Below are 13,212 nucleotides of genomic sequence, written 5' to 3'. Positions count from 1 at the left end.
CCGGCGGCGCATCCTGCTGTGGTGCGGCGCGACGACGCGGCCGCGCCCGATCACTGCTCCACCATGTCGCGCACCTTGGCTGCCAGGGCCGCGATGTCGAAGGGCTTGGTGATGACCTGCATGCCGGGCGCCAGCAGGCCGTTGCCGATCGCGGCGTTCTCGGCGTAGCCGGTGATGAACAGCACCTTCAACGCGGGCCGCTGCACGCGCGCGGCGTCGGCCACCTGCCGGCCATTGAGCCCGCCGGGCAGGCCCACGTCGCTGAGCAGCAGATCGATGCGCGCGTCCGACAGCAGCACCTGCAGCGCCGCCGGGCCGTCGGCCGCGGTCAGCACGCGGTAGCCCGACTCCTCCAGCATCTCGGCGATCAGCATGCGGATGATCGCCTCGTCCTCCACCACCAGCACCACCTCGCCGTCGGAGCGCTCGGGCTCGACGGCGCCGGCCGCCACGGCGCCAGGCGCCTCGTCCTCACCCATCTCGCCCATGTAGCGCGGCAGGTACAGGCACATGGTGGTGCCGCGCCCGACCTCGGAATACGCACGCACCTGCCCGCCGGACTGGCGCACGAAGCCATAGACCATGGACAGGCCCAGCCCTGTCCCCTGCCCCATCGGCTTGGTCGTGAAGAACGGGTCGAAGATGCGCGCCACGATCTCGGGTGCCATGCCGCAGCCGGTGTCGGTCACGCAGACCGAGATGTACTGGCCCGGCGGCAGGTCGCGCTCCATGGCGGCGCGCTCGTCCAGCCACTTGTTGGCGGTCTCGATGGTGAGCCTGCCGCCGTCGGGCGCCATCGCGTCGCGCGCGTTGATGCACAGGTTGAGCACGGCGTTCTCCAGCTGCGGGCCGTCCACCAGCGTGGGCCACAGCCCGCCCGCGCCGACTACCTCGACCTGCACCGCCGGACCCATGGAGCGGCGCACCATCTCCTCCATGCCGGCCACGAGCCGGTTCACGTTCATCGGCTTGGGGTCCAGCGTCTGGCGCCGCGAGAACGCCAGCAGCCGCTGCGTGAGCGAGGCGGCGCGTCGCACGGCGTCCTGCGCCATGCCGATGTAGCGCGCGGCGTTCTCGGTCTTGCCGATCAGCAGCCGGCGTTCGAGGATCTGCAGGCTGGAACCCATGCTGCCCAGCAGGTTGTTGAAGTCGTGCGCGATGCCGCCGGTCAGCTGGCCGATGGCCTCGGTCTTTTGCGACTGGCGCAGCGTGGCCTCCAGGTCCATGAGCTCGCGCGTGCGCGCCTGGACCTTGGCCTCCAGCGACTCGTTGGCCTCGCGCAGCCGTGCCTCGCTCTCGCGCACGGCGGCCTCGGCGCGCACGCGCTCGGTGGCCGTGCGCGTGCGGTCGGCCACCTCGCGGATGAAGGCCACCTCCTCGGGCGACCAGTCGCGCACGTCGGCATGGTTCACATAGAACAGGGCGACCAGCCGGCCTTGCTCGAGCACGGGCACGTTCACGAAAGAGCGCGCGTGCCGCTGCTCCAGCGCCGCCGCGGCCGGGGCCGTGCGCGCGTCCTCGCGCACGTCGGCGATGCGGATGGTGCGGTCGTCCTTCAGGCTGTCGATGAAGGAGCCGAACTCGCGCAGCTGCAGCACGCCGGCCAGCGTCTGCACCCCGGGCGCCACCCAGTCGCGCACCACGTGCAAGGTGTCGGCCTCGGGCACGATGCCGCCGTAGCCGACCCGGCTCACGCCCAGCGTCTCGCCCACGATGCGCGCGGCGATGTAGCCGATGTCCACGCTGTCGTCCAGCGGGCGCAGCGCGTCGGTCAGCGCGATCAGGGCCTCGCTGCGCTGCACGCTCAGCATGCGGTCGGTCACGTCCACGCCTTCCACGAAGACGCCGCTGACGGCGTCGCTGCCGTCACGGATCGGCTGGAATACGAAGTCCACGTAGCGGTCGTGCACCGGCCCGCCGGGCGTGGCCTGCACGGCGTAGCGCGAACCCCTGGCGTGGTAAGGCTCGCCGCTGCGCATGACCTGGTCCAGCAGCGCCAGGTAGCCCTGGGCCACGGCGTCAGGCAGGGCCTCGGCCACGGTGCGGCCCAGCACCGGCCGGTGGTCGACCAGGCGCAGGTAGTTGGGGTTGGCCATCACGATGCGGTGTTCCGGCCCTTCCAGCATGGCCATGAAACTGGGCGCCTGCTGGAACAGCCGGCGCAGGCTTTCGCGCTCCTGCACCAGCGCGCGTTCGGCGTGCACCTTGGCCGTGGTCTCCAGCACCACGGCCATGACGCCGGCCGGCATGCCCGCGTCGTCCAGCATCGGCGAGTAGTCCAGGTCCATCCAGACCTGCTCGGCGCGGCCATGGCGCACCAGGGTCAGCTCCTGGTCCCGGTAGTGCAGCGTACCGCCGGCCAGGCAGGTGCGCATGACGTTGTCGTTGAAATCCGCGACCTCGGCCCAGCCCTCGCGCACGTTGGAGCCCAGCAGCCGGGGGTGGCGCTGGCCGGCGAACACGGCATAGGCGTCGTTGTAGACCATCACGCCGGGCGGGCCCCACAGCATCACGATGGGTACCTGGCTGCGCAGCATCAGCGCCGTGGCCGTGCACACATGCGCTGGCCACTGCGCCATCGGCCCGAGCGCGGTGCTCTCCCATTCGAACGCCGCCATCAGCGCGGCCATGGCACCGCCGCCTTGCAGGAACGGCCAAGCGTGGGGGTCTGGGGTCGGCATGTCGCGTATCCGTCGAGGCTCAAGGAGTCGGGCACATTGTGGGCGCGCCAGCGGGCCGCTTGGGCTGCGGCACGCGCCTCGCGGCGGCGTCTGACAGCGAATGCCGCATCCCCACCACAAGGCGCGCCGCGGCGCGCGCCCGGGCCTCACTGGCGGGCGGCGCGCCCGTGTCGTTCAGCCCGCACGCCGCGGCGGATAGCGCCACCACGCCCAGGCCACGGCCAGTGCGAATAGCGTGTAGGCCAGCGTGAACACCCACTGCGGCGCGTCCCAGTACAGCAGGCGCTGCAGCCAGTGCGCGACGAAACTGCCGCCATAGGCTGGTTCGCCAGCCTGTCGGCGCAGCCACATCTCCAGCGTGGTGAGCGGGCACACCATGCCCCACCAGGCCTGCGCGGCCACGTAGGCGATGGCGCCCAGGTGGGCCAGTCGCAGCCACCAGCGGTTGACCCAGCGCCAACCGGCCCGGTTGCCGCCAACGACCAGCACCAGGCCGCCGACCACGAACAGCACGACGGCCACGTGCAGCGCCAGCACCGCATCGGCCAGCAGCGAGAGCATCAGGGATGGGCCTCGTCCACGGCGGCGCCGGGCTTGTGCGCCGAGATGCACGACAGCACGGCGCTGGTGATCAGCACCATGGCGGCGGTCTCCAGCAGGGTCGGCCAGCGCGCCTCCCACAGAAAGCCGTAGAGCAGCGCGAACAAGGTCTCGAACACGATCATCTGGCCGATCAGCGTCAGCGGCAGCAGACGGCTGGCCTGGTTCCAGAACGCGTTGCCCATCACCGAGCACAGCAGCGCCACGCCGGCCGACACGCCGATGAAGCGCAGCCACTCGGCCGAGGCATGCGGCGCCGAGGCCGTGAACCAGAACGCGGGAATCGCCAGCACCAGCGCCTGCGCGCCCGTGACCACGCCGGTCAGCAGGCTCCAGTCATGCGCCGACACCTGCGACAGCCGACCCAGCCAGCGGCTGTTGGCGACCGCGTAGCCCGTCCACGAGGCCAGCGCACCGAGGGCGCAGACGAAGCCGAGCACGCGCGTGGCCAGCGGCGCAGCGGACGCCGTGGCCAGCGACTGCCAGGCGATGCAGCCGATCCCGGCCATGCCCAGCACCAGCGACCAGCCCAGCCGGCGCAGCGGCACGGCGCCGTCGCCGCGGCTGCCGATCACGGTCACGGCCACGGGCAGGAAGCCGATCACCAGCGAGGTCATGGCCATGCCGCCCTGTTGCACGGCCGTGGCCAGCAGCACGTAATACAGGATGTTTCCGAGGATGCTGAGCCAGAACAACGCCTTCCATTCGGCGCGCCCCATCTGCGCCGCCAGTTGCCGCCAGCGCGGCAGCACCAGCACGGCGGCGATCAACCCGTAGGCCAGGTAGCGCCCGGCCGACAGCTGCAGCGGGCTGAACATGGGCACCAGCTCGGGCGCCAGGAAGACCAGGCCCCAGGCCGCACCGGCGGCAATGCCGAAAAAGACGCCGCGGCCGGTATCGCCCGGCTCTGTTGTGGAGATCGATTGCATCTGGCGAGCTTATCTGGCCTCGGACTTGCTAAAGTTGCGGGCTGCGCGGTTGCCCAACCGCCCCTGCGCTTCACACGAGTTTTTCATCCAAGAGAGGTCAACATGGCTGCCGGTCCTTCCAAGATCATCTACACCCTTACCGACGAGGCGCCGCTGCTGGCCACCCACGCCTTCCTGCCCATCATCCGCACCTTCACGGCACCGGCAGGCATCGAGGTGGAGACCAGCGACATCTCGGTGGCCGGCCGCATCCTGGGCCAGTTCCCGGAATTCTTGTCCGAAGAGCAGCGCGTGGCCGACAACCTGACCCAGCTCGGCAAGCTCACGCTCAAGCCCGAGGCCAACATCATCAAGCTGCCCAACATCAGCGCCTCGGTGGCCCAGCTCAAGGCGGCGATCAAGGAACTTCAGGACAAGGGGTACAAGATCCCCGACTACCCCGAGAACGCCAAGACCGACGAAGAGAAGGACATCCGCGCGCGCTACAACAAGTGCACGGGTTCGGCCGTGAACCCGGTGCTGCGCGAGGGCAACTCCGACCGCCGCGCACCGCGTGCCGTCAAGGAGTACGCGCGCAAGAACCCGCACAGCATGGCCGACTGGAGCCAGGCCTCGCGCTCGCACGTCTCGCACATGCATGGCGGCGACTTCTACCACGGCGAGAAGTCCATGACGCTGGACCGCCCGCGCGAAGTCAAGATGGAGCTCATCACCAAGAGCGGCAAGACCATCGTGCTGAAACCCAAGGTCGCGCTGCTGGACCGCGAGATCATCGACTCGATGTTCATGAGCAAGAAGGAGCTGGTGTCCTTCTACGAGAGGGAGATCGACGACGCCTTCAAGACCGGCGTGATGTTCTCGCTGCACGTGAAGGCCACCATGATGAAGGTCTCGCACCCCATCGTGTTCGGCCACTGCGTGAAGATCTTCTACAAGCAGGCATTCGACAAGCACGCCAAGCTGTTCGAGGAGCTGGGCGTCAACGTCAACAACGGCATGGTCGACCTGTACAACAAGATCGGCTCGCTGCCGCAGAGCAAGCAGGACGAGATCAAGCGCGACCTGCACGCCTGCCACGAAGGCCGGCCGGAGCTGGCCATGGTCGACTCGGCCAAGGGCATCACCAACTTCCACTCGCCCAACGACGTGATCGTGGACGCGTCCATGCCCGCGATGATCCGCAACGGCGGCAAGATGTGGGGCGCCGACGGCCGCCTGAAGGACGTGAAGGCTGTGATGCCGGAATCGACCTTCGCCCGCATCTACCAGGAGATCATCAACTTCTGCAAGTGGCACGGCGCGTTCGACCCGAAGACCATGGGCACGGTGCCCAATGTGGGCCTGATGGCCCAGCAGGCCGAGGAATACGGCTCGCACGACAAGACCTTCGAGATCAGCGAAGACGGCGTGGCCAACATCACCGACCTGAACACCGGCGAGGTGCTGCTCTCGCAGAACGTGGAAGCCGGCGACATCTGGCGCATGTGCCAGGTCAAGGACGCGGCCATCCGCGACTGGGTCAAGCTGGCCGTCACGCGTGCGCGCAACTCGGGCATGCCGGTGGTGTTCTGGCTCGACCAGTACCGCCCGCACGAAGCGCAGATGATCACCAAGGTCAAGATGTACCTGCACGAGCACAACACGGCCGGGCTGGACATCCAGATCATGAGCCAGGTGCGCGCCATGCGCTACACGCTGGAGCGCGTGATCCGCGGGCTGGACACCATCAGCGCCACCGGCAACATCCTGCGCGACTACCTGACCGACCTGTTCCCCATCATGGAGCTGGGCACCTCGGCCAAGATGCTGTCCATCGTGCCGCTGATGGCCGGTGGCGGCATGTACGAGACGGGTGCCGGCGGCTCCGCGCCCAAGCACGTGCAGCAGCTGGTCGAGGAAAACCACCTGCGCTGGGATTCGCTGGGCGAGTTCCTGGCGCTGGCCGTGAGCCTGGAAGACCTGGGGCTGAAGACCAACAATGCCAAGGCCAAGCTGCTGGCCCGCACGCTGGACGCCGCCACGGGCAAGCTCCTGGACAACAACAAGAACCCCAGCCCCAAGACCGGCCAGCTCGACAACCGCGGCAGCCAGTTCTACCTGGCGCTGTACTGGGCCGAGGCGCTGGCCGCGCAGACCGACGACCAGGAACTGGCCGCGCACTTCAAGCCGCTGGCCGAGCGGCTGGCCAAGGGCGAGAAGAAGATCGTCGACGAACTGGCCGCCGTGCAGGGCAAGCCGGTGGACATCGGCGGCTACTACAAGCCCGACGAGGCCAAGACCGCCGCCGCGATGCGCCCCAGCGCGACCTTCAACGCCGCGCTGGAAACGGCCAAGGCCTGAGCCTGAGCGAGTGCCGCGCCGCCTGCTGGTGCAGCGCGGCGCGCAGCCTGTACCTGCGAACGATCAGCCCGCCAACGCGGGCTGTTTTTCTTGGGGCTGCAGTGGCGCACCGCGCTGGCGGCCATCGAACATCGCCTCCAGCTCCTGGCGCAGCGCATAGGCCCGCGTCGTGGTGTCCATGGCCACGTCGTCCCAGCACAGGCTCTGCCCCTTCTTCACCGGCCGCACCAGCTTGATGCCGTGCGCCAGCCCCAGCGGCAAGCCGCCGAGCTGCAGCGAGCGCTGCGCCGGCAGCAGCTTGCCCCACACCGTGTAGCCGCCCTCGCCGTCCAGCACCTCGCCGGGTGCCAGGTCGCGCTTGGCCGTGGCCACCACGTCGGCGTTCCAGCAGGAGGCCACGCCCGTGGGCTCGCCGCGCAGCGCCACGCTGGCCACCGACATGCCGACCTCCAGCCCGATCAGGTGCCAGCGCTTGTACAGCGTGAAGTAGCGCCCGGTCGGGTCGGTGTGGGCGTTGTATTCCTCGAAGCAGTTCTTGATGTACTCGGTCTCGGCCTCCACCGTCACCCACACGCCCATGCGGATGTCGTAGTCGATCTTGCGGCCGTCGGTGTGCAGCGAGGACACGACCTCGACCATGCCCTTTTGCTCCAGCACGCCGCCTTCGCTGATCGGCCGCGTGACGACCGGGATGTCTTCCACGCTGGCCGGCGGATACAGCAGGCCGTTGGACGGCACCAGCAGCCCCGTGGCATTGGCGACCGCCGTGCTCTCGATGCTCGGCTTGGATCCATCGAGGAAGCTGTTGAACATCTTGGGATTGAGCCCGCCACGCGCCGCCTGCTCGGGCGTGAGGCCGTAGTTGCCCCACACCGTCTCGGGCGTGGATTCGCAAAAGTGCGGCAGCCACTTGTGGCCGCGCCCGGCCGCCACCACCGGGAAGCCGCAGGTGCGTGCCCAGTCCACCAGGTCGCAGATCAGCGCGGGCTGGTCGCCGAAGGCCAGTGAATAGACGACGCCGGCCTCCGCGGCGCGGCGCGCCAGCAGCGGGCCGCAGAAGGCGTCGGCCTCCACCGTCACGTTGACCACGTGCTTGCCATGCGCGAACGCGTCCAGGCAGTGGTCCACGGCCGCCACGGGGTGGCCCGTGCACTCGACCACCACGTCGATGCTAGGCTCGCGCGTGAGCGCCTGCCAGTCTTCGGTGATCCAGGTGTGGCCAGTCTTGAGCGCCTCATCGACCGAGCGGGCCGACGACTGCGCGCTGGTCCAGCCCACGCGCGCCAGGTTGGCGCGCGCGGTGTCGGGTGACAGGTCGGCAATCGCGACCAGCTGCACGCCCGGCGTGCGCGGGATCTGCGCCAGGTACATGGAGCCGAACTTGCCCGCGCCGATCAGGCCGATGCGGACGGGCTTGCCGGCAGCAGCGCGCTGCTGCAATTTGGCATACAGGCTCATGCTTGGGTTTCCAGGGCGTCAATGGGTTCGAGCGAAGTCTCCAGCGCGCTGGCCGGCAGCCCGTCCTTCCACGGCGTGTCCACCGGATAGAGCTTGAGCAGGCAGTCGTCCGGCAGCATGCTGATCGGCGTGAAGTCGCGGTGCGCGATGAACTCGGGCCGCTTGAAGCGCCGGATGTGGTTGCTGACCGCGCACAGACTCAGGTACACGGCCACGCGGTTGAACGGCGACAGGTTGCTGCCGGACGCATGCACCAGGCAGCTGTGGAACAGGATCATGGAGCCGGCCGGCCCCTTGGGCGAGACGATGCCGCCGTTCTTGCCGCCCGCCCGGTCCACCAGCTGGCGGATCAGGTCGTTGTCCACCGTCCACAGCGGGTAGCTCGTCGTGGTCAGGTCGTGCTGCGCTTCCACCACGCCCTTCACATGGCTGCCCGGGATGAACATCAGCGGCCCGTTGTGCTCGTTCACGTCGTCCAGGAAGATGGCCACGTTCATGGCGCGCTCGGTCGGCATCTGGTCGTCGTTGAGCCAGGTGCCGTAGTCCTGGTGCCACTGCCAGACATCGCCCTCGAAGGCCATCTTGCCGTTGATCTTGAACTGGTGCATGTAGACCTCTTCCTCGAAGAGATCGGACACCGGGCCCACCATGCGCGGGTGCCGCGCCAGCCGGGCGAAGGGCTCGCTGATCATGTGCGCCGCGAAGTTGGTGCGCACCGCGTCCTTGCCCTTCTCGCGCACGTTGAAGGCCTCGCGCCGGCTGTACAGGTCGGGCACGGCGTCGGTGAGGGCCTTGGTCTCCTCGGCCGAGAAATGGCCGGGAAAGAAGAGGTAACCGTCGCGGTCGAATTGGGCACGCTGTTCGGCGCTGAGCTTCATCGTCTGTCTCCTTGCTGGGTTTGGGGGGAACGGGAAAGGCGTGCAGCCAGGCGCAGCGCGAGCGTGGCGCTGGCCTGGGTACCGTGTTCGTCGGACAGGCGGGCCGCCAGGTCCACATCGCCCGCGGCGATGGCTGCGGCGATGGCGGCGTGCTCGTCCCACAGCGACTCGCGCTGCGGCTCGGCCTGCAGCACGGCGCCCATGGCGCGGCGCAGGTGGCGCCAGTGCTGGTCGGCGCTCTGCGCGATGAGTTCATTGCCCGAGCCGGCGTAGATCGCCTGGTGGAAGGCCATGTCGGCATCGAGCATGGCTTGCACGCTGCGCCCGCGTGCCGCGCGCCGGCCGCGGTCGATCAGCTTGGGGTCGATCTGCCGGCGCTGCGCCGCGGCCAGCCGCGCGGCCAGCACATCCAGCGCGCCGCGCACCTGGTAGACCTTGGCCATCCAGTCGGCGTCCAGCGGCGCCACCAGCACGCCACGGCCCGCCGCGTCCAGCACGAAGCCGTCCTTCTTGAGCAGCCGCAGCGCCTGCAGCACGGGCTGGCGCGACACCGCCAGGCGCTGCGCGATGTCCTCCTGCGTGATGCGCTCGCCCGGCGCCAGCGCGCCGCTGCTGATGGCGTCCAGCAGCGAGCGGTAGACCTGGTCGACGAGGTCGGGGGCGGTGGCGATCTGAACGAGCTGGGCGGTCATGGCGGCGTCTTTCGTACTCCGTATACAGAGTACGATGGCCCGGCGCCGCGCGTGACCGGGTTTTCCCAGGGTGTGCGGGCGCCGGTGCCTGCCGTCAGGCCGCGCGCTGGAAGCCCGGCTGGTCGCTGCCCAGGTAACGCGCGCCGATGTCCGCCGCCGCGGGCAAGGCCTTGCCCTGGCGCGTCGCCAGCCAGGCCTCGCAGGCGGCATGGCCACGCTGGTGCAGGCTGTAGAACAGTTCGAGCGCCACCGTGCGCTTGATCGAGGGCTCGATCTCCAGCGCCGTGCCGGCCTCGGGCAGGCTCACCACGTGCAGCCGGATGTCGGCCTTCGCCGTCGCCCGGTTGATGGCATCGATGGCCTGCAGCTCGGCGACCAGGCCCTGGATCGAGGCGATCTCGTTGATGCGGTTCAGGATGTTCTTGGCCGTGGTCGGGGTTTCCGCGCGCTCCAGCGGCGTGAGCTCCACCAGCAGGATGTCGGCCTTGGGCGAGGATCGGTACAGCGGCCACAGCGAGGGGTTGCCGGCGTAGCCACCGTCCCAGTACGACTGCCCGTCGATCACCACCGCCTGGAACACCAGCGGCGCGCAGGCCGAGGCCAGGATGGTCTGCAGGCTGTGCTCGCCAGGCCCGAACACACGGCACCGCCCGGTGTTCACGTTGACCGCGTTCACGAACAGCGCATTCGGCCCCGGCGCGTTGATCGCGTCCACGTCGACCACGCCTGCCAGCAGCATGCGCACCGGCTCCATGGCCATGGGGTTGGTCTGGTAGGGCGAAAGCAGCGGCATGGCGTCGTCCCACAGGCCCATGCCGGGCTTGCGCAGGGGCGTCATGAGCCAGGTCATGGGCGTGCCCACCGCGGCAATGGCGTGCCACAGCCGGCTCAGGCGTTCCCGGGCCGCGGGGCGCCCGCCGGCCGCGAGGCCGGACACCAGCGCCGCACCGTTCAAGGCCCCGGCACTCGTGCCGCTGACTTGGCCGATGTCGATGTCCTCCTCGTCGAGCAGGCGGTCCAGCACGCCCCAGGTGAAGGCGCCATGGGCGCCGCCGCCCTGCAGGGCGAGTTGCAAGGGCATGGTCCGGCGGACGGCGCGCAGCGAAGTGGTGTTCATGGGAAATGGCCTGGTGTGGTGGTGGCCCATGGTGCGGCCCGGCGCAGGTGCCCTGCCGTCGGCGCGCCGCCCGCATCGCGGTAGGCCCGCCATGCCAGAGTAGCCCGCGCGCAGCCCCGTGTCCCACACGGCGCGCCCGCACCGTCCGACGCCGGGCGCAGCCCGTGCTTCCTAGAGTCGTGCGAACGACGAAAGACGATGCCCATGCGCGAGAAGCCCGAATTCAAGGCCTACGAGCACCCCGCCGGCGGCTGGGGCTCGATCAAGGCCGTCGCCATCAACGTGGTGCGCGAAGGCGCGCCGCTCAGCACTGCGCAGGCGCTGCTGCGGCAGAACAAGCCCGACGGTTTTGCCTGCGTGAGCTGCGCCTGGGCCAAGCCGGCCGAGCCGCACACGGCCGAGTTCTGCGAGACCGGTGCCAAGGCCACGGCCTGGGAACTCACCGACAAGCGCGTACAGGAGGACTTCCTCGCGGCCCACCCGCTGGCCACGCTGCGCGGCTGGAGCGACCACGAGCTGGAAGGCATCGGACGGTTGACCACGCCGCTGCGCTACGACGCCGACAGCGACCGCTACGTGCCCGTAGGCTGGGACGAGGCCTTTGCCGCCATCGGCACCGAGTTGCGTGCGCTGCGCGAGGAGGACCCCAAGTCCGTCGTGTTCTATGCCTCGGGCCGCGCCTCGCTGGAGACCAGCTACCTGTACCAGCTGCTCGCGCGCCTGTACGGCAACAACAATCTGCCCGACAGCTCCAACATGTGCCACGAGAGCACCTCGGTCGCGCTGCCCAAGACCATCGGCGTGCCGGTGGGCACCGTGTCACTGGACGACTTCGCGCGCACCGACGCGATCTTCTTCTTCGGCCAGAACGTGGGCGTGAGCAGCCCGCGCATGCTGCACCAGCTGCAGGAGGCGCGCCAGCGCAACGTGCCCATCGTCACCTTCAACCCGCTGAAGGAAGCCGGCCTGGTGCACTTCGCCAACCCGCAGTCGCCACGCGACATGCTGACGCCGGCCGAGACAGCGATCACCACGCAGTACCTGCAGGTGAAGAATGGCGGCGACCTGGGCGCCATCACCGGCCTGTGCAAATGGCTGGTCGAGGCCGACGACGCCGCGCAGGCGGGTGGCGCGCCGCGCGTGCTCGATGCCGCCTTCATCGCCGAGCACACGCACGGCTTCGAGGCCTTCGCCGATTTCGTGCGCGCCGCGGCCTGGGCCGACATCGAGCGCGAGAGCGGCCTCACGCGCGCCGCGCTGGAGCAGGCCGCCGCCACCTATGCCCGCGCGTCGACCGCCATGGCCATCTACGGCATGGGGCTCACGCAGCACCGCAAGGGGGTGCAGAACGTGCAGATGGTCAGCAATTTGCTGCTGCTGCGCGGCAACATCGGCAAGCCGGGGGCCGGCATCTGCCCCGTGCGCGGGCACTCCAACGTGCAGGGCCAGCGCACCGTGGGCATCACCGAGAAGCCCGAGCTGGCGCCGCTGGACCAGCTGGCCGCGCTCTACGGCTTCGAGCCGCCGCGCGACAAGGGCCGCGACACCGTGGCCACCTGCGAAGGCGTGCTGGACGGCTCGGTGCGCGCCTTCGTCGGCCTGGGCGGCAACTTCCTGCGTGCCGCGCCCGACACCGACCGGCTGGAGGCCGCCTGGCCGCGCCTGCGGCTCACCGTGCACGTGACCACGCGGCTCAACCGCAGCCACATGCTGCCCGGCCAGGTGGCCTATGTGCTGCCCTGCCTGGGCCGCATCGAGATCGACCAGCAGGCCGGCGGCGCCCAGACCGTGTCGGTGGAGGACTCGACCGGCTTCTTCCATGCGTCCGACGGCGTGGCCACCCCGGCCGACCCCAATCTGCGCTCGGAGACCGCCATCGTGGCCGCCATCGCGCTGGCCAGCCTGCCGCCCAACCCGCGCGTGCCATGGGCCGCATGGATGGGCGACTACGCCCGCGTGCGCGACGCCATCGAGGCCACCTGGCCCGAGGTGTTCGCTGGCTTCAACCAGCGCTTTCGCACCCCGGGCGGCATGCCCAAGCCCAACGCTGCGCGCGAACGCCGCTGGAACACCGAGAGCGGCAAGGCCCAGTTCATCGTGCCCGACGGCCTGGTCGCCAACCCCGACACCCCCGAGCACGGCGCCGACGTGCTGCGCCTGATGACGCTGCGCAGCGACGACCAGTTCAACACCACCATCTACGCGCTGGACGACCGCTTCCGCGGCGTCTACGGCACGCGCAAGGTGCTGCTGCTCAACGCGGCCGACATCGCGCGCCTGGGCCTGGCCGAAGGCGCCCTGGTGCGCGCCGAGACCGCCGTGGACGACGGGCACCGCCGCGCGGTCGGCGGCCTGCGCGTCACACCCTACGACATCCCGCCCGGTTGCGCGGGTGGCTACTTCCCCGAGTGCAACCCGCTCGTGCCCCTGGCCCACCATGCCGAGGGCAGCCATGTGCCGGCCTCCAAGGCCATCCCGATCCGGCTGCACCTCGAAGCCTAGACCTTCACCCACAAC

At 69.6% G+C, this 13,212-nt stretch carries 9 protein-coding genes; 2 read left to right on the top strand and 7 right to left on the bottom strand.

Features of this window, described 5'->3' with window-relative positions:
- Positions 1-50: 50 nt before the first annotated feature.
- The 3 genes from ASF43_RS13200 to ASF43_RS13190 form a co-directional block, all read right to left on the bottom strand.
- Entirely contained in the window at positions 51-2,681 is a 2,631-nt protein-coding gene (locus ASF43_RS13200) for an ATP-binding protein (protein WP_056181581.1), read from the bottom strand.
- Positions 2,682-2,855: 174 nt separating this feature from the next.
- Complete coding sequence (locus ASF43_RS13195; RefSeq protein WP_056181578.1) at positions 2,856-3,242, bottom strand: DUF2784 domain-containing protein; 387 nt, start codon at positions 3,240-3,242, stop codon at positions 2,856-2,858.
- The gene (locus ASF43_RS13190; RefSeq protein ID WP_056181575.1) at positions 3,242-4,210 is read right to left on the bottom strand and encodes a DMT family transporter; all 969 of its coding nucleotides are present in this window, start codon (positions 4,208-4,210) and stop codon (positions 3,242-3,244) included. Before ASF43_RS13190 ends, ASF43_RS13195 begins: the two co-directional genes overlap by 1 nt.
- Positions 4,211-4,312: 102 nt before the next feature.
- Between ASF43_RS13190 and ASF43_RS13185 the strand changes: the two genes are divergently transcribed.
- A complete protein-coding gene (locus ASF43_RS13185; RefSeq protein ID WP_056181573.1) occupies positions 4,313-6,550 on the top strand; it encodes an NADP-dependent isocitrate dehydrogenase in 2,238 nt (745 codons plus the stop codon).
- A 63-nt stretch (positions 6,551-6,613) separates the two neighbouring features.
- Here the strand turns inward: ASF43_RS13185 and ASF43_RS13180 are convergent, their stop codons facing one another.
- The 4 genes from ASF43_RS13180 to ASF43_RS13165 all read right to left on the bottom strand — a co-directional run bounded on the left by ASF43_RS13180 (position 6,614) and on the right by ASF43_RS13165 (position 10,695).
- Positions 6,614-8,008, bottom strand: coding sequence for an NAD(P)H-dependent oxidoreductase (locus ASF43_RS13180; protein WP_056181571.1), 1,395 nt, complete (start codon positions 8,006-8,008; stop codon positions 6,614-6,616).
- Positions 8,005-8,886 carry a phytanoyl-CoA dioxygenase family protein gene (locus ASF43_RS13175; RefSeq protein WP_056181568.1) on the bottom strand — a complete coding sequence of 294 codons (882 nt, stop codon included), beginning with the start codon at positions 8,884-8,886 and terminating at the stop codon, positions 8,005-8,007. Before ASF43_RS13175 ends, ASF43_RS13180 begins: the two co-directional genes overlap by 4 nt.
- The gene (locus tag ASF43_RS13170) at positions 8,883-9,578 is read right to left on the bottom strand and encodes a GntR family transcriptional regulator (protein WP_056181565.1); all 696 of its coding nucleotides are present in this window, start codon (positions 9,576-9,578) and stop codon (positions 8,883-8,885) included. Before ASF43_RS13170 ends, ASF43_RS13175 begins: the two co-directional genes overlap by 4 nt.
- Before the next feature lie 94 nt (positions 9,579-9,672).
- Complete coding sequence (locus ASF43_RS13165) at positions 9,673-10,695, bottom strand: patatin-like phospholipase family protein (RefSeq protein ID WP_056181562.1); 1,023 nt, start codon at positions 10,693-10,695, stop codon at positions 9,673-9,675.
- A gap of 204 nt (positions 10,696-10,899) precedes the next feature.
- On the opposite strand from ASF43_RS13165, the gene ASF43_RS13160 reads away from it, so the two are divergent.
- Positions 10,900-13,197, top strand: a complete 2,298-nt coding sequence (locus ASF43_RS13160) for an FdhF/YdeP family oxidoreductase (protein ID WP_056183376.1) — start codon at positions 10,900-10,902, stop codon at positions 13,195-13,197.
- Positions 13,198-13,212: the final 15 nt, after the last annotated feature.

It is taken from the genome of Pseudorhodoferax sp. Leaf267 (assembly GCF_001422405.1).
In the GTDB taxonomy this organism is placed as follows: domain Bacteria; phylum Pseudomonadota; class Gammaproteobacteria; order Burkholderiales; family Burkholderiaceae_C; genus Pseudorhodoferax.
This window is presented reverse-complemented; position numbering and strand designations above follow the sequence as displayed.

What these genes read in the sequence shown, in the direction of transcription:
- ASF43_RS13200 (WP_056181581.1), bottom strand. Translation starts at nt 2,681, where the DNA reads ATGCCGACCCCAGACCCCCACGCTTGGCCGTTCCTGCAAGGCGGCGGT.
- ASF43_RS13160 (WP_056183376.1), top strand. Translation starts at nt 10,900, where the DNA reads ATGCGCGAGAAGCCCGAATTCAAGGCCTACGAGCACCCCGCCGGCGGC.
- ASF43_RS13170 (WP_056181565.1), bottom strand. Translation starts at nt 9,578, where the DNA reads ATGACCGCCCAGCTCGTTCAGATCGCCACCGCCCCCGACCTCGTCGAC.
- ASF43_RS13185 (WP_056181573.1), top strand. Translation starts at nt 4,313, where the DNA reads ATGGCTGCCGGTCCTTCCAAGATCATCTACACCCTTACCGACGAGGCG.
- ASF43_RS13195 (WP_056181578.1), bottom strand. Translation starts at nt 3,242, where the DNA reads ATGCTCTCGCTGCTGGCCGATGCGGTGCTGGCGCTGCACGTGGCCGTC.
- ASF43_RS13190 (WP_056181575.1), bottom strand. Translation starts at nt 4,210, where the DNA reads ATGCAATCGATCTCCACAACAGAGCCGGGCGATACCGGCCGCGGCGTC.
- ASF43_RS13165 (WP_056181562.1), bottom strand. Translation starts at nt 10,695, where the DNA reads ATGAACACCACTTCGCTGCGCGCCGTCCGCCGGACCATGCCCTTGCAA.
- ASF43_RS13175 (WP_056181568.1), bottom strand. Translation starts at nt 8,886, where the DNA reads ATGAAGCTCAGCGCCGAACAGCGTGCCCAATTCGACCGCGACGGTTAC.
- ASF43_RS13180 (WP_056181571.1), bottom strand. Translation starts at nt 8,008, where the DNA reads ATGAGCCTGTATGCCAAATTGCAGCAGCGCGCTGCTGCCGGCAAGCCC.